The organism is Ruminococcus sp. AF20-12LB (assembly GCF_003478985.1).
Taxonomy (GTDB): Bacteria; Bacillota; Clostridia; order Lachnospirales; family Lachnospiraceae; genus Blautia_A.
This window is the reverse complement of sequence record NZ_QUGH01000011.1, coordinates 102,467-123,133: the sequence shown is the minus strand read 5'-3', so window position 1 is coordinate 123,133 and position 20,667 is coordinate 102,467. Positions and strand designations below refer to the sequence as shown.

Below are 20,667 nucleotides of genomic sequence, written 5' to 3'. Positions count from 1 at the left end.
TCCTGATTAGCATTTTTATTTCAGGATATCATGGAAAAACCACGGACTTTGCTAAAAACAGTTCCTGTCACAGAATTACGATCGCACATTTCCTTAATTCAGGGAAATGGGATGATTCATTACTTTCAGATATCTTAAAATGTTCTGTTATAGAGATTATTTATTCAGAAGTAGCACGCACCGGAAAGCCTGTTTTCTGCGTTGTAGACGATACAATAGCTTCAAAGACAAAGCCTTAGTCACGGGTTTTACATCCTATTGAAGATGCGTATTTTCACCAATCCCATTTAAAAGGAAAACAGGATTATGGACACTAGGCAGTTACGGTTATGCTTTCCTGTAACGGCATTGTCCTGAACTATGCTTTTGTAATGTACAACAAATCGATTTCCAAGATCAATATTGTAGAAAACATTGCAAAAGAACTGCCGGTTCCACCGGTAATGTCCTATTTCCTTTGTGACTGCTGGTATACCTTTGAAAAAATAATCAACATTTTCGCAGCGAGGGGATTTCATACCATAGGTGCACTGAAAACAAACCGGATGCTTTATCCATTTGGATTCAAAAAGAAGCTTAATGAATTTGCTTCTCTTTTATTGATCACACGTTCCAATTTTCATCTTGTGACAGTGAAAAACAAAAATACTACGTGTATCGATATGAGGGAAAACTCAATGGTATTGAAAATGCCGTAGTTCTTTTAAGTTACCCGGAAAAAGCATTTGGAAACCCAAAAGCACTACGGGCCTTTCTCAGCACAGACGTCGCACTGTCAGTGGACGAAACACTGTCTTATTATGCTTGCCGGTGGCCGATAGAAATATTTTTCGCCAGTGTAAGGATAAACTGACACTGGACAGCTACCAGATACGTTCTGCGCAGGGGATCCGAAGATATTGGCTGCTCATGTCAATGGCACATTTTATGTGCATGGCAGGGACTGGTGAATGCTGTTCTTTCGAAAAAGGTTACCATCGAATTGGAAGCATTATCCAGACAGAAAAGTATCAGTATTTCTTCTAATGCGCAAAAAGAAGTAATAATTTTGATGCATTTATGAAGTTAGCAAGATAATTTTGTGCGATTTTTTAAATTTGCTCATTTATAGTTATATAAATAAGATAAAAATGTGTGAGGAAAGTATAGTATGATATCAATAATAAATATTTATATTTATATCATGTATGTATTTGTATTTTGTGGATTACGGAAATCTTTTTATTTCTATTTGGCACCGGTCGGTGTAATGGAAATTTTGGCGGTTCTGGTAAGCCTGATGATCTCAAATATTCTATTTATTCCTACGGTTATTATACCGTCAAGATGGAAAACACCTTATAATGTGCCGGATAGTTATAACTGTCAGAATCCATTTTATGTACACGGTATGTTAAATGAAAAAAAGGAATTCAAATATGCTCTTCCTATCAGGAAAAACGGAAAGTTAAAAAGTTTTTTGTTCTTGCGAAAAATTATGATCCTGTGGTTGGGAGTGTATTTTGTATATCTGGGGATTCAGTATGTAAATCCAGGTATAAATAGTACAGTGGTAGAAATCCTTCTGAATATCTCACTGGCTTTTATGATCATGGCAAGATCATGCATGTGGATATTTTATGTGAAATTTTATAAAAAGAATTATAAATATCCAACAGATAAAGAAGGAAATTGGGCGCCATTCAGTTTTCTGTGCCAGAATATCAATATGTATTATGAAAATCCGGTGTGTTACAGGGATTTACAGATACATTCTGATGTAATGGAAAAAGATTTTGGAATTTATCAATATATAAATACGTATAAAGCTCCTCGAAATGGAAAAACTTTTTTCTACAGATATGACAAAACAGATGAGATACATATTTTGGCATATGTAAAAACAGATCTGTTTCAGGAAGCAGATATCGGAAAATTAAATAAAGCTTTTGTAGAATTTTGGAAGCAATATATCAAAACAGAAGAGGAAAAAAAGAAAATATATTTTTCCTTTGTGCTGGAAGTAGAAGATGATAATCGTGTTCTGAAGAGCATTGTACGGAATAATTCAGGGATAATGATGTATAAAAGACGATACCGTCTTGGAGCGGTATATAATCGTTATTATAATCGCCTGGAAATCCTTCCGGTATATAGATATTCGAGATATAAAAAACAATATGAGAAAATGAAAAAAGATCTGTTGGATTGTCTGGGAATATCGGATGTTGTACAGGCTTGACGACTAGGGGGGATCATAATAAACCGAAAAAGAAAAAATAATATACCTGGAAAAATTTTATTATTTTGTATTTTATTCTTGTCATATCGTTGGATTTTTGAAGATGATGGATTCACATTTGGAATAGCCGGTTTGGGATATTTGGCATTGACTGGATGGGTATACAGATTTGGCGGAACACCGGATCAGGATATTTCTTCGGAAAGTGTAGATGAAAATCCTTTATATGTTTATGGGATGATGAGAAAAAATCGAAAATGGCTTTCCGGAATCAGAGGGTGTTTTCTGTTTCAAATGTTGCTTTTGACAGATGTTTTTTTAGCAGCAGTATATTCCTGTTGGAAATGTTGGACGAATAGCAGTGGGAATGATGCGATTGAAAAAGCGTTATTATCACTGTATATTTTAATGACAGCGGGGTATGTTCAATTTTTGAAGCATAGTGCTAGGATTCATGCAAGAAGCTACATGTATATAGAGAATAAAAAAGGAATCTGGATGCCATTCAGTTTTATTTGTTGCAAATATGAGAGGTTAATAGATATCAAAATAACTTTTCCAGAAGAGGTCGAAGAACGAAACGTTGTATTTGAAAAAGGGCTTTTACATAACCAGTATCAAAAAAAGTCAGAATATGAACTGGATGAAAAAGGAAAAGTAAGTTTTTTCAAGAAAAATAGAAATAATCAGGTGAATATCTGGGCGCTTATAGATATTACAGATATGGATAGAAATGATGTTTTGTTGTTAAATGATAAATTTGCAGAGTTCTGGATCAATGAGATGAGCAGAGAAGAAAAAAAGAAGGATATTCGTTTTACATTTGTAATCCAGGTAGATGAAATGAATGATTATCTGCAGGAAATTTTTTATGAAAGCCAGGGAATCTTTATGGATAAGCACAGAAGCCGGCTGCCTGTATTATATATACGCAAACACGATATCCTGAAAGTAAAATGGGCTGATAATGATTCAAAATATATAAGTATCAATAAGGAAATGAGAAAAGAGTTAAAGAAAATATATGATGATTCGGAGATAGAATCCATTAATAGCTGAAGAAAGGAATCATATGGCGAATCTGATATTGAGCATTTTCGAAAGAGTTATAACAATATTAATGTTTATTGCATTGGCAGTTGCTCTCGTATGCAAGAAAAAATCTAAAAAAGTACCGCTTTTTATTCGGTCACAACCGAGTCAGCCATGACCGAATAAAAAATATGTACATATCTACTCCTTAAACCTGCAAAGTGCCTTCTGCTGTGCTCCATAAATGGAGTGATTTCCGTTGACCAGATAAGCGAGGATGCATACCAGGATAAGGGGGATGGTGTTTCGGGTGCCGAAGACTTCCAGGCCGATGAGGATCGGGGCGATGAGGGTGTTGGTGGCGCTGCCGAATACTGCGGCGTAGCCAAGTGCCCCACAGATCATCGGAGGGATCCCGAGGATGGAACCTAAGACGACTCCAAGGGAAGCGCCGATGGAGAACAGTGGTGTCACTTCGCCGCCCTGAAAACCGATGGCAAGTGTAAATACAGTAAACAAAAGCTTCAGAATCCAGTCATATCCGTAGATCGTTTCTCCGGCAAAGGAAGCGGAGATGAGATTGGTTCCAAGACCTGTGTAGCGTCCGCCATAGCTCACAAACAGCAGAGCTGCCAGTGGAATGGCCATGACACCGATGCGGATCAGCGGATTTGAGATTTTTTCCCCGAATAATTTCTTTGCTTTTTGAAGAAGTACGGAAAAGCATCGTCCGGCAAGACCAAAGGCAAGTCCGAGAGCAATGAGAGAGATCATGCTTCGGAGATTGGTCACAGTCCAGGTGTCCTGGATATCCACAGCAAATTTTTCCAGTCCCAGGAAATGAGAGGTGAAGGAGGCTGTATATGCGGCAATAAGTGCCGGCAGCAGCGCATCGTACTCAAGATATCCGGCAACGATCACCTCCATGGCAAAAAATACAGCTGCCAGTGGCGTCTGGAACAGACCGCCAAAACCGGCAGCCATACCGGTGATCAGCATGACAGGCTTATTTTCCCGGATATGCAGCCTGCGTCCTGCCTCGTGAGAGAGTGTAGCACCGATCTGCACGGCAACACCTTCACGACCGGCACTTCCTCCGAAGAGATGAGTGATCCAGGTGCCGATCATTACCAGAGGGACAAGGGCCAGAGGAATCTGGTCTCTTTTTTTCTGCCCGGTTTCGAAGATCAGGGACATGCCCTTTAAGCTTAAGGTGCTGAAATGATGATACATCCACACAATAAGAAGTCCGGCCAGAGGCAGGAAGGGCAGCAGATATCGCCAGTGTGCGGTGCGAAGATCAGAGATCGCCAGCAGGCCCCGGCCGAAGATGGTATCTACGATTCCGACGCAGATTCCCACGACCACTGCAAGGACAGCATATTTCAGCTGTAGGATCCGATGTTCTTTTTGGATAGTTTCTTTTGTCATAGTAACTCCTTTCAATCTCCCGGATCTTAAAAATCCATCAAAAAAAGCTGGTAACCCCGTGCATTGCACAGAAGTCATCAGCTCATTGGCGGTTTCGATAAAGATCGGGGGAGAACTTCATTCCCTTTCTGCCTGCGAGTATAGCATCCGAGGCTGATATCGTCAATAGTCAGACGGAAATCCGGAGTATCTTATTTGCTACAGGTGTGCTATGATTAAACAAATCGGCAGGTTACGGGTGAAGCAGCAAAGCGTAATATGCTGCGCCTAAGACTTGCACATATAAGAATGTAAAAATAACGGAGGAGACACCATGGAAGAACCAAGAATTGACCAAACAGTCTATACAGGAAGACCGGAGAACACCGAGGGCCGTCTGGAGAAGGAAATCGCAGTGTACGATTTTCTGGACAGTCTTGGGATTGAATATAAAAGAGCAGATCATGAAGCACTGATGACCATGGAGGCCTGCGAGGCAGTGGATCAGCTTCTGGGAGCGCAGATATGCAAAAATCTTTTTCTCTGCAACCGACAGAAAACGGATTTCTATCTACTGCTGATGCCGGGAGAGAAGCCGTTTAAAACAAAATTTCTGTCCAAACAGATCGGAACAGCCAGACTTTCCTTTGCAGACGGAGAGCAGATGGAGGAATATCTGAACATTACCCCGGGGTCCTTAAGTCTGATGGGACTGATCTTTGATAAAGAAAAGAAGGTACACCTGGTGATCGATAAAGAAGTCCTGGATGAAGAATATTTCGGATGCCATCCGTGTATCAATACTTCCACTCTGTTGATGAAGACCAGTGATGTAAAAGAAAAAATCCTGCCGGCGCTGGGCCACGAATATCAGGTGGTCGAGCTTCCGACAGAATAGAAAATCAACGTATGGGTGTAAAGTCCTTTTTGTTGGACTCTGCTATGATGTAATGGGGGCGCTGCTTGACCTCCATATAGGTTTTGGCTATGTATTGTCCCATGATACCCAGGCAGAAAAGCTGCAGGCCGCCGATGAAGATGATGACACAGATGGTGGAAGCCCAGCCTGGGACCGGATCATCGAAGATCAGCTTTCGGACGATGATGGCTACCAGGACCAGAAAGGAAAAACCGGTCATGGTCGTTCCGAACCAGGAGGCGATGGTCAGCGGTACCTGAGAGAAATTGATGATGCCGCTGACGGCGTATTTAAACAGCTTCCAGAAGTTCCATTTGGTTTCACCGGCTACGCGTTCGATATTTTTGTAGGGGAGCCAGCAGGTGCGGAAACCGATCCAGCCGAAGATTCCCTTGGAAAAGCGGTTGTACTCACTCATGGAGACAATGGCATCCACCATACTGCGTTTCATCAGACGGAAGTCTCTGGCACCGTCCACAATATCTGCATCCGAGATCTTATTGATCAGTCGATAAAATTTCCGGGCAAAAAAGCTCCGGATAGGTGGCTCTCCGTCACGGCTGACACGTCTGGTGGCAACGCTGTCATATTCTCCGGATTCCAGCTTCTCCAGCATTTCCGGGAGAAGGGACGGCGGATCCTGAAGATCAGCGTCCATTACTGCTACATAATCGCCGCCGGCATTGCAGAAGCCTGCATACATGGCAGCTTCCTTTCCGAAGTTTCTGGAAAAGGAAAGATAGATCACATGAGGATCCTTTTCGGAAAGCTCTTTTAAAATCTCAAGGGTTCTGTCTCTGGAACCGTCATTCACAAAGATCAGTTCATAATCACAGTTCATTTGCCTGAGGACAGAAGTGGCTTCCGGGTAAAAAAGCGGAAGAGATTCTTCCTCATTGAAGCATGGTATAATTAAAGAAATCATTTTTTGCCTCGTTTTCCAGATCATAAAAAATGATCATTTTGGCGGATATCTGTAGTCCGCCCTGGTTTCAGGTTGCTTTTGGATGGGTACTATCATATCATATTTGTCCGGAATCGGCTATAAAACAGAGGATTTTTTTCTTGCACCGCTGTTTTTTTGTGATAAACTGTAAAAAAAGACAGAAAAAAAGATAAACAAGAGGTGTGATATGCTGGAAAAATTTAACAGCTTTATGGAGAAATGGATGGCTTTTGTGACGCCGGCTTGTCTGCTTACGGGGGTACTGTTTCCGGATATTGCGAAGCATGGCGTGCCCTATGTGACGTATGCTTTTGCGTTTATGACCTTTATCGGCGCACTGAAATCCAGATTCCGTGATGTGGCAGATGTGTTTAAGCGGCCGCTTCCGCTGATCCTGATGCTGCTGGTCCTTCATGTGCTGGGACCGGTGGCCGCCTGCGGTCTGGGACATCTTCTGTTCCCGGGCAATATGAATTATATCACAGGAATGGTGCTGGAATTTTCCGTACCTGCAGCGGTGATCAGTCTGATGTGGGTATCCATTTATAATGGAAACAGTCCGCTGTCACTTTCGCTGGTTGTGATCGATACGATCCTGGCTCCCTTTCTGATCCCGGCAGTATTGAAGCTTCTGGTGGGCTCCAGCGTAAAAATGGATACTGTGGGAATGATGAAGGAGCTGGTTTTCATGATCGCTCTGCCGGCAGTCCTTGCCATGTGCCTTAATGAAGTCAGCCATGGAAAGGTTATGGAGACCTGGCCGAAAAAGCTGGCGCCTTTTTCAAAAATGTGCCTGATCTTTGTGGTAACCTCCAACTCCTCCAAGGTTTCTCCTTATATGAAGCATCTTAACGGAGAACGGCTGGAGGTAGCAGCAGCGATCCTGGCCCTGGCAGCAGGGGGATATGCCATCGGCTGGATAATTGCCATTCTTACAAGGCAGAATAAAGAGGCAACGGTTTCCATGATCTATGGTTCCGGAATGCGGAACATCAGCGCCGGTGCGGTGATCGCGGGAGCGTATTTTCCGGCGGAAACATTATTTCCGGTTATGATCGGAACGTTATTTCAGCAGATCCTGGCGGCTTTTTACGGAAGTATGATGCGCCGGATCCAGACCGGACAGCAGGAAAGGGAGAAGGAGCATGGAGTTTCAGCATGAATTGATCATTCCCAATGAGGGATTTCCTTTTAAGCTTTTTCTTTTTGAAGGAAGAAACGGAAATTATGTAAGGGAAAAACACTGGCATACTTCGATCGAGATCTTTGCGGTGATGGAGGGGAGCCTTTATTTTTATATCGATGAGAAAGAGTATCCGCTGAAGGCAGGGGAGTTTCTGATCATTAATTCCAATGAAGTACATTCTATTCAGGCGCCAGTACGTAATGAGACCATCGTACTGCAGATCCCGCTGAAGCAGTTTTCGGATTATTTTACCGCTCAGAGGTTCATCCGTTTTCGGAGCAGAAACGAAGAGTCTGAGGAAACAGACAGGCGGATGGTTTCTCTGATCCGGGAGATGTACCGGGTGTATGTATCCGGGGAAACGGGGTACGAATTCCGTATCAGGGCAGTGTTCTATGAAGTCCTTTATCTTATGGTTTCCGCATACAGGGAAACAGAGGTGGAGGAGAATGCGCTGAAGATCAGCCGCAGATTGGATGCTTTGTCAAAAATAACCACTTATATGCGGGAGCATTACAAGGAGGATCTCAGGCTTTCCGGACTTGCAGCCATGTTCGGATATTCCGATGCATATCTGTCAAGGATGTTCCGGAAATATGCGAGGGTCAATTTTAAGACATATTTACAGGATATCCGCATGGCATACGCCTATAAGGAGCTTTTGAATACAGATCATACCATCAGCTCCATCGCACTTGACAACGGGTTTGCAAGCAGCAGGGCTTTTTCCAGGGAATTTGTAAAGCGTTACGGGATCCTGCCGGGAAGAGTGGAGCGTCAGAATCATAAAAATGTCAAAAAAGTGCTATGAATGAGTCAAGAAAAGCGGCGAAAAGCATACCATGATGTGGTATGCTTTTTTCAGTTCAAAACGAAGATGCAGAGAAGCTGTGAAACAGTAATTTTGCAAGGAGGGTTAAATTGTGAAAATTCAGAAAGTAACAGATCCGGCTTTCCGCAGATACGGAAAGGTTCTGGAGGGATACAATTTCGGTCCGCTTCTGAAGGAGATGAAGCATACACCGGTCCCGGAGGATGTGGTATATGTTCCGTCAGCAGAGGAGCTGGAAGCTCTCGATGTGGAAAAAGAGCTGAAAAACAGAGCGTTTGGTGGATTACCTGTCCAGATTGGATATTGCAATGGTCACAACAAAAAGCTGAATGCCCTGGAATATCATCGGAATTCCGAGATCAATGTAGCAGTGACAGATCTTGTACTGCTTATCGGACATCAGCAGGATATAGAAGAGGATCTTACATACGATACCTCAAAGGTGGAGGCATTTCTGGTACCGGCAGGAACCGGGATCGAGGTTTATGCAACAACTCTCCACTATGCACCGTGTCATGTGAATGAGAGCGGATTTCAGTGTGTAGTTGTTCTTCCGAGAGGAACCAACACAGAGATTGATTTTTCAATGTCAGAGGACGGAGAGGACGGTCTGATGACAGCCAGGAATAAATGGCTTATCGCTCATGAGGATGCGAAGATCGAAGGCGCATTCAATGGATTGAAGGGTGAAAATATCACACTTGACTGATTTTTGATGAAGTGAATAGTTACAAACGAACAATAATATCACCGGTGGAAAATCTGCCGGATATAAAAAGGAGAATGAAGATTATGAACAACATGCCAGAAGTTAAGATCGGAATCGTTGCAGTCAGCAGAGATTGTTTTCCAGAGAGTCTTTCCGTAAACAGGAGAAAAGCTCTTGTAGAAGCTTACACAAAGAAATACGATGCAAAGGATATCTACGAATGTCCGGTCTGTATCGTAGAGAGTGAGATCCATATGGTCCAGGCTCTGGAGGATATCAAAAAAGCAGGCTGTAACGCACTCTGTGTATATCTTGGAAACTTCGGACCGGAGATTTCTGAGACACTTCTTGCAAAACATTTCGAGGGACCGAAGATGTTCATCGCAGCAGCAGAGGAAACACAGGATAATCTTTGCCAGGGACGTGGAGATGCTTACTGCGGTATGCTGAACGCAAGCTACAATCTGCAGCTTCGCAACGTAAAAGCTTATATTCCGGAGTATCCGGTAGGTGACGCAGAGGACTGTGCAGATATGATCCATGAGTTCCTTCCGATCGCAAGAGCAATCGAAGGACTTAGCAACTTAAAGATCATCAGCTTCGGACCGCGTCCTACAAACTTCCTTGCATGCAATGCACCGATCAAACAGCTTTACAACCTTGGCGTAGAGATCGAGGAGAATTCTGAGCTGGATCTTTTCGAGGCATTTAACAATCATGCAGGTGATGAGAGAATCCCGGCAATCGTTAAAGAGATGGAAGAGGAGCTTGGCGCAGGAAACAAGAAGCCGGAGATCCTTTCGAAACTTGCACAGTATGAGCTGACTCTGAAAGACTGGGTGAGAGATCACAAGGGATATCGTAAATATGTAACACTGACAGGTAAATGCTGGCCGGCATTCCAGACACAGTTCGGATTCGTTCCGTGTTATGTAAACAGCCGCCTGACAGCACAGGGAATTCCGGTATCCTGTGAGGTTGATATCTACGGAACATTAAGTGAGTTCATCGGACAGGTTGTAAGTGATGATATCGTTACACTTCTTGACATCAACAACTCCGTACCGAAGGATATGTACAAAGAGTCCATCGAAGGCAAATTCAACTACACACTTCAGGATACATTTATGGGCTTCCACTGTGGAAACACAGCATCCAGCAAGCTGTCCTTCTGTGAGATGAAATACCAGATGATCATGGCAAGATCACTTCCGATCGAAGTTACAAACGGAACTCTTGAGGGAGATATCAAACCTGGCGACATCACATTCTACCGTCTGCAGAGTACAGCTGACAACAAGCTTCGTGCATACATTGCACATGGTGAAGTTCTTCCGGTTGCAACACGTTCCTTCGGAGCTATCGGTGTATTCGCAATTCCGGAGATGGGACGTTTCTACCGCCACGTACTGATTGAGGGAGGCTTCCCGCATCACGGAGCTGTAGCATTCGGACATCACGGAAAAGCTCTTTTCGAGGTATTCAAATATATCGGTGTACCGGTTGAAGAGATCGGTTACAATCAGCCGGCAGGCGTGAGATATCCGACAGAGAATCCTTGGAGATAATTAAAACAGGCAGATAAGATCATCCGCAGATGCGGACTGATCCTGCTAAATCAAGTACGATTCAGAAACCGCGAGCTCTCAGGCGTGCAGACGCTGCGAACTGAGAGCCGCGGTTTCTGTATTTACAGGAGGAAAAAATTATTATGTATTATATTGGCGTTGATCTTGGAACTTCAGCTGTAAAGCTTCTTCTTATGGAAGGATCCGGAAAGATCTGCAACATTGTATCAAAAGAATATCCGCTGTTTTTCCCGCATCCGGGCTGGTCTGAGCAGAATCCGGAGGATTGGTTTACTCAGAGCATGGAAGGAATCAAAGAGCTTACAGAAGGAATTGATCGCAAAGAAGTAGCAGGAATCGGTTTTGGCGGCCAGATGCACGGTCTTGTAACTCTGGATAAAGATGACAATGTGATTCGTCCGGCGATTCTCTGGAATGACGGCCGTACAGGTGAGGAAACAGAATACCTGAATTCAGTCATTGGAAAAGATAAACTCTCTCAGTACACAGCAAACATTGCATTTGCAGGTTTCACCGCACCGAAGATCCTCTGGATGCAGAAGCATGAGCCTGAGAATTTTAAAAAGGTTGTAAAGATCATGCTTCCGAAGGATTATCTTGCCTATCGTTTAAGCGGATCCTTCTGCACAGATGTTTCCGATGCTTCAGGTATGCTTCTTCTGGATGTGAAGAACCGCTGCTGGTCAAAGGAAATGCTTGAGATCTGCCATATCACAGAGGCACAGCTTCCGAAGCTGTACGAGAGCTGGCAGGTAGTCGGAAACCTGAAAGCGGAAGTTGCAAAAGAGCTTGGCTTCTCAGAAGATGTGAAGGTTGTAGCAGGTGCAGGCGACAATGCGGCAGCAGCTGTCGGAACAGGAACTGTTGGTGACGGCCAGTGCAACATTTCTCTTGGAACATCCGGTACGATCTTTATTTCCAGCAAAGATTTTGGAGTAGATGAAAACAATGCACTTCATTCTTTTGACCATGCAGATGGAAGCTATCACCTTATGGGTTGCATGTTAAGTGCTGCATCCTGCAACAAATGGTGGTCTGAGGAGATTCTTAAGACAAAGGATTTCGTGGCAGAGCAGGCACCGATCCGGAAGCTTGGTGAGAATCAGGTATTCTTCCTTCCATATCTGATGGGAGAGAGATCTCCGCATAACAACCCGGATGCAAGAGGCGTATTTTTCGGAATGTCCATGGATACCACGAGAGCAGATATGACCCAGGCTGTTCTGGAAGGAGTTGCTTTCGGACTTCGAGATTCCCTTGAGGTTGCAAGAAGTCTCGGAATCCATATTGAGCGCACCAAGATATGCGGCGGCGGAGCTAAGAGCCCTCTCTGGAAAAAGATCATTGCAAATGTGATGAACCTGAAGGTGGATGTGCCGGAGAATGAGGAAGGCCCGTCCATGGGCGGTGCAATGCTGGCAGCAGTAGGCTGCGGTGAATACCCAGACGTGGAAACAATCTGTAATAAGCTGGTCAGGGTAGTAGATACGGTAGAACCGGAACCGGAGCTGGTTGCAAAATATGAAGAAAAATACCGGAAATTCCGCAAACTGTATCCGGCAATGAAAGAGTTGTTCAGATAACAGCCATTTTCACAGATAAATATTGTTCTGCTCCATATGTATGGAGCACTGAACGGTTAAAGATCAGGAGCATGTCACAGCTCCTGATTTTTTCTGTACTGTCTTGGTGTACAGCCCTTGATTTTCGTAAAGATCTTTGTGTAATAATTAGAGTCCGAAAAACCGGACAGCAGTCCTGATTCCGTAATAGAACAGGAGGGATTTTCCAGATATTCCAGGCTGCGTTCAATGCGGTATTCCTGGATGTATCCGAAGAGAGTGATATTCATACATTTTTTGAAAAGCCGGCTGCATTCGCTGGGACTTAAGTGGATCAGGTCTGCAACATCATTCAGGAGGATCTTTTCAGAGTAGTGTTCTGCGATATAGGACATGATCTGACGGATGCGGCGGTAGTTTTCTTCATCCTGACCGGATGGAAGAATTGCCCGGGAGATCGTATTTTCATACAAGATCTTCCAGAAGTGCTGCAGTCTGGCGATGACCTCAAATTCATACATGGGTTCCCGGCTGCAGTCCAGGTCGATGATGTCACGGATATCTTTTATGGCCTCGGAATGCCATTTGCAGGATAGATCAAGCGGTACGGCAGACAGGGAGCTTCGGAGGATCGGTTCTGTATATTTCTGGAAAAGAAGGCTTCCCGAAAATCCGTAGATCAGTTTGGGGTCAAAGGTTATGGGGATATACTGACAGTCCTGATCCTGATACATATATCCGGCATGAAGGGCATTGGCATTGCCAAAGATTGCCTGTCCCTCTTTCAGGTGAAAGGTATTCTGATTGATCTTGTAGAGCATTTCGCCCTTTTCGATATAGGTAAGCTCGATCTCCGGATGCCAGTGCCACAGAAAGGAACCGGTCTCATAGCCGGAAAGCCGCTCGTAGCTTACCAGGAATGGGAAGGAGCTGTCTCCGTGTTTTTTCAGTTCTTTTCCGGCGGGATCTGTGATGATCTGCATGGTGTTACCTCCTTCCTTCTGTGCGCAGATTCTGAAGTGTATATCTGCTTTTCTTAGTGGAACTTATTTTATCAGAAAAGGCATAAAATGCAAAGGGATATTCCGGGATCACCACAAAATAATACGGTTTTTACACAAAATTGTTATGGACAGAAAAGACGGGACTGTTATAATAAAAGTACATGAAGCGTGACAGAGCGGAAGATTTTTTCAGGTTCTTCCGGATCTGGGGTGTAAACTATATAACAGGAGGAAGAAAAAATGGGAACAATTAAAATTCCGGCAGCAGACGTGCTGAAAAAAATCTATGGTGAGACAGAGGAGAGCAGCGCCCGTTATACCAATCTTGCTGTGAATTTCGAGAAGAAATATCATCATGACAAGGCAGAGTTTTTTACCGCTCCGGGCCGTACGGAGATCATTGGAAACCATGTTGATCATAACGGCGGTCAGATCATTGCTGCAAGTATCGATCTGGATACCATCGGTGCTGCTTATCCAAACGGAACCAATGTGATCCATATGATCAGTGAGGGTTACAAACAGGAAGTAGTTGTTGATCTTGACAAACTCAGCGCAGAAACCTATACAAAGGGTACAGATGCTCTTGTTGCAGGTATTATGGAGTATATGCAAAAAAAAGGCTATGCTACCGGTGGATTTGACGCTTATGTTTCCACCAAGGTTATTGCCGCTGCAGGTGTAAGCTCCTCTGCTTCCTTTGAGATGCTTGTATGTGCGATCACCAATTATTTCTTTAATGAAGGTAAGCTGGAGTACGGCGAGTATGCGAGAGCAGGTCAGTATGCTGAGAATGTTTACTGGAAAAAGGCTTCCGGTCTGATGGACCAGATGGCTTGTGCTGCCGGCGGCCCGATCCTTCTGGATTTCTCTGATAAAGAGAATATCAGCTGTGAGAAGATTGCATTTTCCTTTGAGGATATGGGCTGCAGACTTGTGATCGTAAACACCGGCAAGGGTCATGCAGATCTTAGTGAGGAATATTCGTCTATTCCTATGGAGATGCGAGAGGCTGCGAAGGCTATGGGCGTAGAGCTTCTCTGTGAGTCCAGTATGGAGAATCTTCTGGCACATGTGAAGGATATTCCGAATGACCGTGCTGTTCTCCGTGCGATGCATTTTTATGAAGAGAATAGACGTGTTGCAGATGCAGTGAAGGCTGTTGAGAATAAAGACGGTGAGGGATTCCTGCGTCTTCTTGAGGAGTCCGGTAATTCTTCCTGGGAGTGGCTGCAGAACTGTTATTCTCTGCAGAATTGCAAGGAGCAGAAGATCACGTTGAGTCTGGCGCTTACCAAGCTGTTTCTGAATAAGATCGGTGCTGGTATCTGCAGAGTTCATGGTGGTGGTTTTGCAGGAGTTATCATGTGCGTGCTTCCGATCGAGAATGCAGATGCGTATGTGGACTATATGGCTCAGTATGTCGGAAGGGAAAATGTCTATCCGATGAATATCAGGAGTACAGGGGCTGTTCATGTTGAGTAATTTTTGACGGTATAACGAACGTCATGGAGGGCGGTTTGTTTCTGAATGCGGCTTTGGCGGCATCCGGAAATGAACCGCCCTTTGCGATGTGCTATGATTTTTTATTTTTTAATCAAAATTTTATGATTTGTTTCTGATTTAAATTTATGGGTTATGGTATAATGAGAAAAATTATAAGAGAGTATTAAAAAAGAATTTGCAGAAATTTTCAAGGTGAGGTTTCTGGAGTTGTTTTGAGTTTTGTTTTTTCATTATATTTCGTAAGAAAGGTTTGACATATTTATGAGCAGAAGAGAGTTTCTTGAGGTTTTACGGGGGCAGCTGTCCGGACAGATGACCCAGGGGAGAGCTGCGGCTCATGTGCGGTATTATGAGGATTACATTCAGTCTCAGGTCCGGAACGGCCGAAGTGAATCAGATGTCCTGGAAGAACTGGGGGATCCCAGGCTGATCGCCAAGACTTTGATCGATACAGATGACAGTGCAGCTGTTTATGATGAGTCAGGTTATTCTGAAGAGAGCTACGGCGCAGATGATTATGCGGATAATGGGACGGAGAGCAGTGCCGGAAAGGCAAGAAGCTTTAAACTGGATCTGAGCACATGGTATGGAAAGGCGATCGTGATCGCTGTTGCAGTGTTGATTGTGATACTTTTAACAACTGTTTTGGTGGCAGTTGCTCCATTTTTTATAATTTTTGGTATAGTTTTGTATTTAATATCCTGGTACAGGAAGAAAAAAGTATAATTGTTCCACAATAGCTGTGAAACAAAGATAATTTCCGTGTAATGAAATGGCTTGCTTGTGAAAAAAGTACTTATAAGATTTGCATAAAAAATACGTATTTGGTATTGATTTATAGTGAATTTTACTGTATAATTTATATCAACAAGTTGAGATTGTGTCTGTTTTGTATAAAAACAGACGATGCCATTGAGAAAAGAGAACGGCAGAAGATATGCATCGAAGGATGCGTTATTTTCTGCCGATTTTTTTATCTGTTTTTTTATGGAAGGTGATCAGAATGGATTGCCTTGTTGAGGTACAATAAATTGTGCAAAATAGATAAGAAAGTAACAATTTAAAATAGATAATTATCAAGAATAGATAAAGAAATACCAAAAAAAGAAAAAATAACTGTTGATTATATTCAAGAAATGTGTTAATATTTGGTAAAAAGTTGGTAAAGATAACAAATGTGCAAATACGAAGGAGGGTAGTAAGGGGGCATTTTTGACAGCAGGACGTAAATGAGCGTTTTGCTTAATGTATTGGGGTAATTGCTGGAAGATATAACGGAAGTGTTTTTCAGCAAAATGTGTAATGAGCAACATGATCAGCACTGTCAGGGAGACAGAGATATCAGGGTGATGCAGCTGATCGGTAGTACGTAAATTTATGAAAAGCAGGTGATATACAATGAAAAGTAAAAAATCTTTTTTCAGGACAGTGGAGCCTTATCTCTATCTGGTTCCTGTAATGATCCTTTTTATACTGTTTGTATTCTGGCCGTTCGTTAAGACGATCCAGCTGAGCTTTGCCAGAACCACACCTCTTGGTCAGGTGGCACAGTACGTAGGACTTGACAACTATACGAATATTTTTACAGACGGAACGTTCCTTAACAGTTTGGTGGCAACACTGAAATTCTCTGTTATGCGAGTTATCCTTTCTATTGTGCTCGGTTTTATACTGGCGATCATCAGTACAGAGAAGATCAGGGCGAAAGGATTTTTCCGTACTGTATATGCACTTCCGATGGCTATTTCCGCAGCAGCGGCATCTGTAGTGTTCATGTTTATTTTCCACAGCTCTCTGGGTATCCTGAACAAGGCTCTCGGAACTCATATCGGATGGCTGACAGATAAGAAATATGCACTGATCGCAGTTACGATCGTCAGTGTATGGATGGCTATCGGTATGAACTTCATTTACCTTACTGCAGCGATCCAGAGTGTACCGGCTGAGCTTTATGAGAGCGTTGCCCTGGATGGAGCGAATTTCTTCCAGAAGCACCGCCATGTAACGATTCCGTCAATCTCTCCGACACTGTTCTTCCTTCTCATCATTAATGTCATCAACTCCGTACAGGCATACGCAGAGTTCAAGATGATGACCCAGGGCGGACCGGCAGAGAGTACCAACGTTATTGTGTATGAGATTTACCAGGAGGCATTTATCAACAGCCGTTTCGGTGTGGCCTGTTCAGAATCCGTAATTCTGTTTGTTATTTTGATCATCCTGACTGCACTGCAGTTTAGACTGGAAAAGAAGGTGACCTACTGATGAAAGAAAAACCATATGTAAAAGTGGCGATGTATGCGCTGAATATTATTTTTGCAATTATTATCATTGTTCCTGTTATCTACTGTTTCAATGTTAGTATGATGGATCTGAAGGAGATCTACGGTGGAAGGTTCTGGCCGTCCCATCTGACTATCGAGAACTATACGAGAGCATTTCAGCTTGCACCGTTCTTTACTTTCATTAAGAACTCACTGATCGTATCCGGTGTCATCACGGCAGCACAGGTTATCACAGGTGCTCTTGCTGCTTATGCTTTTGCAATGATGGAGTTTAAAGGCAAAAAAGTCCTGTTCTATATTATGCTGGCAACCATGATGATCCCGAGCCAGGCGATCATCATCGCAAACTACCTGACAATCGCTGACTGGGGTATCCGCAATACATATGCAGCTCTGATCCTTCCGAATGCGGCAGCAGCCTTTGCAGTATTTAACATGCGTCAGGCATTCCTGACACTGCCGAAAGAGATTCATGAGGCAGCCGAAATTGATGGATGTACAAACTTCAAGTTCTTATATACAATCGGTGTTCCGCTTATTAAACCATCACTTGGTGCTCTGATCATCTATGTATTCCTTCAGAGCTGGAACTACTATCTGTGGCCGCTGCTGGTAACAGACAGTGTAAATATGAGAACTGTTCAGATTGGTCTTGGTATGCTTCAGGGTGCTGAGGCAACGGACTTCCGACCTGTTATGGCAGGTGCAATGGTAATCCTGATCCCGTCAATCCTTGTATTCATCATTGGTCAGAAACAGATGATCAGTGGTCTGACAGCAGGTGCTGTTAAAGGTTGATTTGATCACAGATATTGGGTAATGTAGCGAAAATGTTAATTTATCCGGCCTGTATGGGGCAGGCCGGAACAAATAAAAAGGAGGGCTTTTATATGAAAAACAAAAAATGGATGGCGATTCTTTTAGGAGGAATCATGGCAGCATCTCTGGCAGCTCCGTGTTCAGTAAGCGCAGCAGAGAAAACAACAATTACTTTCTGGCATGCAATGGGCGGCACAAACGGTGAGGTGCTTCAGCAGATCGTGGATGATTTCAACGCATCCCAGGATGAGATCGAGATTAAAGCTGAGTATCAGGGAACCTATGATGATACCATCACAAAACTGAAAGCTGCTATGCAGAGTGAATCCGGTCTTCCGGATGTTTGCCAGATGTATGACGTAGGAACAAAGTTCATGTATGACAGTGGTGCTGTCATTCCTGTAGAAGACAAATTTGAGAGCACAGGCTATGATAAGAGTTCCGTTATGGATGTTATCAGCAGCTACTATACCGTAGAAGGCAAGCAGTATGCAATGCCATTTAACGTATCCACACCTATGCTGTATTACAACAAAGACGTATTTGAGGCAGCAGGACTTGATCCTGAAACTCCTCCGACAACTTATGATGAGGTTCTTGAGGATGCCAAGAAGATCGTAGAGAGCGGAGCAGCTCCGGTTGGTTATTCACAGGCTATTTACGGATGGTTCTTTGAGCAGCAGCTTGCAGGACTTGGCGTAACATACGGAAATAATGACAATGGACGTACAGAGGCAGTTACAGCTGTTGATTTTGATTCCAACGGCGGCGGACTGAAAGTATTCGACATGTGGAAAAAGCTGTATGATTCCGGATACTTCGAAGATTACGGAACAACAACAGCAGATACTCAGACAGCGTTCTTCTCCGGACAGGTTGGTATGATCATCGAGTCTACTGCTATCCTGAAAAACGCAGTTGATTCTTCTCCGTTCGAAGTTGGTACAGGATATCTTCCGAGAATCGAGCAGAATGATGAAGGCGGTGTTATCATCGGTGGTGGATCCCTGTGGCTTACAGATACAGGTAACGAAGCTAACGAAGATGCAGCATGGAAATTCATCGAGTACATCACAACTCCTGATGTACAGGCTAAATGGTCCATGGGCACAGGATACTTCGCAATCAACGAGAAAGCTTATGAGACAGACGATATGAAAGCTTATCTTGAAGAGAATCCGAACTTTATGACAGCTATCAACCAGCTGAAGGATTCTCCTGTAAACTGCAATACAGCAGGTGTTCTTTCCGGTGTACAGACAGAGGCCCGTCTTACATTCAACGAGATCATGCCGCAGGTATATGATGGCAAGCTCACAACTCAGGACGCTGTTGATCAGCTTGCAGCTTCTGTAAACAAAGCAATCGAGAACTATAACGAGTCTATTAAATAATCAGAATGCCCTCTGATCAGTAGATAGAGTAACAGATAGGGATACCGCCGCCAGGCGCCGGTATCCCTGCTGTTTTACATGCTGTGAGACTACAGATAATGTATATCCGGGGCACAGGATCATATGAAAAACTGCGTAGTGAGACGGACAGAGAGAGTCCGGCTGACTAGACAGCTTTCGAATGGCGGGAGTGTGGTCTGCGGCGTTTGTGCAGGGCAAAATGGAAGGATACGCTATTGGCGTTATCACCGGCGGAAAATAATGATACAACAGGAAAGGGGCAAATTTATGGGCGGAATTCTCGGAGCATATAATGCAATATCGGATTATTTGCACACTTTAAATATGGGATCGACGCTGTTTCGGCTGATTCTTGCGATGTTTCTTGGATGTCTGATCGGTATTGACCGTGGAATGAAGAAGCGTGTGGCAGGTGTAAAAACACATATGATCGTCTGTATGGGGGCAACTCTGGTTATGATGACGGGCGATTTTATCCATGTATATTCTAATGGGGCAGGAATCGGAGATACTGCACGACTTGGCGCACAGGTTGTCAGCGGAATCGGTTTTCTCGGAGTGGGAACCATCATCGTGACCGGACAGAGACATGTATCCGGTCTTACGACAGCAGCCAGTCTCTGGACTTCCGCGTGCATCGGACTTGCGGTGGGGATCGGCTTTTACAGCGGTGCGATCTTTACCACGCTGGGACTTATTCTGGTGTTCAAATATGCGAAATATATAGAGGTTTATGTGGAAGAGCATTCCAATACCTATGACGTATATATGGAGTTTGAAAATGAAGACAAGATGAGTATGGTCATAAAGAAGCTCCGGGAAGAGGACATCCTGATCTCCAACGTAGTTATCATCAAAAAGAGATCCAAAACACAGAGTGTGGTGATCCAGGCAACAATGGAGGCTGCCAAATGGAAAGCACGCCATACTGTATTTCGTGAGGTAAGACAGCAGGAAGGAGTTATTTCTGTGGAGGAAATATGATCGGGAATACAATGAAATTTATCAGGCTTTTGGTGAAGTTAAGAGCATGTTAAAGAAAAAACGATGTATTTTACGAAAAATGCACTTGAAATATGAAGAATAGTCTGATACAATGAATACAAAGTGAAGAAGGAATCTGATTCAGCTTGCTGAATACAGAGAATGCCATTGAGAACAGAGACCGGCATGAAGACACATGGATAAGTGTGTTTTTATGCCGGCTATTTTTATGCGCAAATGTTAATGTT

18 protein-coding genes and 1 riboswitch are annotated in these 20,667 nt (G+C 43.6%); of the genes, 15 read left to right on the top strand and 3 right to left on the bottom strand.

Annotated elements, in window-relative coordinates; translation table 11 throughout:
• The first annotated feature begins 329 nt into the window (after positions 1 to 329).
• The 3 genes from DWX61_RS18995 to DWX61_RS14010 all read left to right on the top strand — a co-directional run bounded on the left by DWX61_RS18995 (position 330) and on the right by DWX61_RS14010 (position 3,280).
• On the top strand, positions 330 to 698 hold the full coding sequence (locus tag DWX61_RS18995; RefSeq protein WP_182434013.1) for a hypothetical protein: 369 nt from the start codon (positions 330 to 332) through the stop codon (positions 696 to 698).
• Between the two features lie 1,169 nt (positions 699 to 1,867).
• Positions 1,868 to 2,221: a hypothetical protein gene (locus DWX61_RS18805; protein WP_144093905.1), complete on the top strand. Its 354-nt coding sequence runs from the start codon at positions 1,868 to 1,870 to the stop codon at positions 2,219 to 2,221.
• A 132-nt stretch (positions 2,222 to 2,353) separates the two neighbouring features.
• Entirely contained in the window at positions 2,354 to 3,280 is a 927-nt protein-coding gene (locus DWX61_RS14010) for a hypothetical protein (protein ID WP_118625920.1), read from the top strand.
• 174 nt (positions 3,281 to 3,454) lie between these two features.
• Here the strand turns inward: DWX61_RS14010 and DWX61_RS14005 are convergent, their stop codons facing one another.
• A complete protein-coding gene (locus DWX61_RS14005; protein ID WP_182434012.1) occupies positions 3,455 to 4,684 on the bottom strand; it encodes a chloride channel protein in 1,230 nt (409 codons plus the stop codon).
• A gap of 61 nt (positions 4,685 to 4,745) precedes the next feature.
• A riboswitch (Fluoride riboswitch) is annotated at positions 4,746 to 4,818 on the bottom strand.
• Between the two features lie 179 nt (positions 4,819 to 4,997).
• Between DWX61_RS14005 and DWX61_RS14000 the strand changes: the two genes are divergently transcribed.
• The gene (locus DWX61_RS14000; protein ID WP_118625918.1) at positions 4,998 to 5,561 is read left to right on the top strand and encodes a prolyl-tRNA synthetase associated domain-containing protein; all 564 of its coding nucleotides are present in this window, start codon (positions 4,998 to 5,000) and stop codon (positions 5,559 to 5,561) included.
• Between the two features lie 4 nt (positions 5,562 to 5,565).
• Here the strand turns inward: DWX61_RS14000 and DWX61_RS13995 are convergent, their stop codons facing one another.
• Positions 5,566 to 6,507 carry a glycosyltransferase family 2 protein gene (locus DWX61_RS13995; protein ID WP_118625916.1) on the bottom strand — a complete coding sequence of 314 codons (942 nt, stop codon included), beginning with the start codon at positions 6,505 to 6,507 and terminating at the stop codon, positions 5,566 to 5,568.
• A gap of 208 nt (positions 6,508 to 6,715) precedes the next feature.
• Between DWX61_RS13995 and DWX61_RS13990 the strand changes: the two genes are divergently transcribed.
• The 5 genes from DWX61_RS13990 to xylB all read left to right on the top strand — a co-directional run bounded on the left by DWX61_RS13990 (position 6,716) and on the right by xylB (position 12,427).
• On the top strand, positions 6,716 to 7,690 hold the full coding sequence (locus tag DWX61_RS13990; protein ID WP_118515070.1) for a bile acid:sodium symporter family protein: 975 nt from the start codon (positions 6,716 to 6,718) through the stop codon (positions 7,688 to 7,690).
• Positions 7,674 to 8,525 carry an AraC family transcriptional regulator gene (locus DWX61_RS13985; protein WP_118625914.1) on the top strand — a complete coding sequence of 284 codons (852 nt, stop codon included), beginning with the start codon at positions 7,674 to 7,676 and terminating at the stop codon, positions 8,523 to 8,525. The genes DWX61_RS13990 and DWX61_RS13985 overlap by 17 nt, the downstream gene beginning before the upstream one ends.
• Before the next feature lie 112 nt (positions 8,526 to 8,637).
• Positions 8,638 to 9,255 (top strand): DUF4867 family protein, encoded by a 618-nt coding sequence (locus DWX61_RS13980; protein ID WP_118515066.1) that lies wholly within the window; start codon positions 8,638 to 8,640, stop codon positions 9,253 to 9,255.
• An 83-nt stretch (positions 9,256 to 9,338) separates the two neighbouring features.
• The gene (locus DWX61_RS13975) at positions 9,339 to 10,823 is read left to right on the top strand and encodes an L-fucose/L-arabinose isomerase family protein (protein ID WP_118625912.1); all 1,485 of its coding nucleotides are present in this window, start codon (positions 9,339 to 9,341) and stop codon (positions 10,821 to 10,823) included.
• A gap of 143 nt (positions 10,824 to 10,966) precedes the next feature.
• The gene (xylB, locus tag DWX61_RS13970) at positions 10,967 to 12,427 is read left to right on the top strand and encodes a xylulokinase (RefSeq protein ID WP_118625910.1); all 1,461 of its coding nucleotides are present in this window, start codon (positions 10,967 to 10,969) and stop codon (positions 12,425 to 12,427) included.
• Positions 12,428 to 12,501: 74 nt separating this feature from the next.
• On the opposite strand, the gene DWX61_RS13965 is transcribed toward xylB, so the two are convergent.
• Positions 12,502 to 13,389, bottom strand: coding sequence for a helix-turn-helix transcriptional regulator (locus DWX61_RS13965; RefSeq protein WP_118625908.1), 888 nt, complete (start codon positions 13,387 to 13,389; stop codon positions 12,502 to 12,504).
• 261 nt (positions 13,390 to 13,650) lie between these two features.
• Here DWX61_RS13965 and DWX61_RS13960 point away from each other — a divergent pair, with 261 nt between their 5' ends.
• The 6 genes from DWX61_RS13960 (at position 13,651) to DWX61_RS13935 (ending at position 20,419) form a co-directional block, all read left to right on the top strand.
• Positions 13,651 to 14,895: a galactokinase gene (locus tag DWX61_RS13960; RefSeq protein WP_173753949.1), complete on the top strand. Its 1,245-nt coding sequence runs from the start codon at positions 13,651 to 13,653 to the stop codon at positions 14,893 to 14,895.
• A 282-nt stretch (positions 14,896 to 15,177) separates the two neighbouring features.
• A complete protein-coding gene (locus DWX61_RS13955; RefSeq protein WP_118625906.1) occupies positions 15,178 to 15,642 on the top strand; it encodes a DUF1700 domain-containing protein in 465 nt (154 codons plus the stop codon).
• A gap of 672 nt (positions 15,643 to 16,314) precedes the next feature.
• The gene (locus DWX61_RS13950; protein WP_227752301.1) at positions 16,315 to 17,181 is read left to right on the top strand and encodes a carbohydrate ABC transporter permease; all 867 of its coding nucleotides are present in this window, start codon (positions 16,315 to 16,317) and stop codon (positions 17,179 to 17,181) included.
• Positions 17,181 to 17,999 carry a carbohydrate ABC transporter permease gene (locus DWX61_RS13945; protein ID WP_227752300.1) on the top strand — a complete coding sequence of 273 codons (819 nt, stop codon included), beginning with the start codon at positions 17,181 to 17,183 and terminating at the stop codon, positions 17,997 to 17,999. Before DWX61_RS13950 ends, DWX61_RS13945 begins: the two co-directional genes overlap by 1 nt.
• A 92-nt stretch (positions 18,000 to 18,091) precedes the next feature.
• Complete coding sequence (locus tag DWX61_RS13940) at positions 18,092 to 19,414, top strand: ABC transporter substrate-binding protein (protein ID WP_118625904.1); 1,323 nt, start codon at positions 18,092 to 18,094, stop codon at positions 19,412 to 19,414.
• A gap of 288 nt (positions 19,415 to 19,702) precedes the next feature.
• Positions 19,703 to 20,419, top strand: a complete 717-nt coding sequence (locus DWX61_RS13935; protein WP_158293300.1) for an MgtC/SapB family protein — start codon at positions 19,703 to 19,705, stop codon at positions 20,417 to 20,419.
• Positions 20,420 to 20,667: the final 248 nt, after the last annotated feature.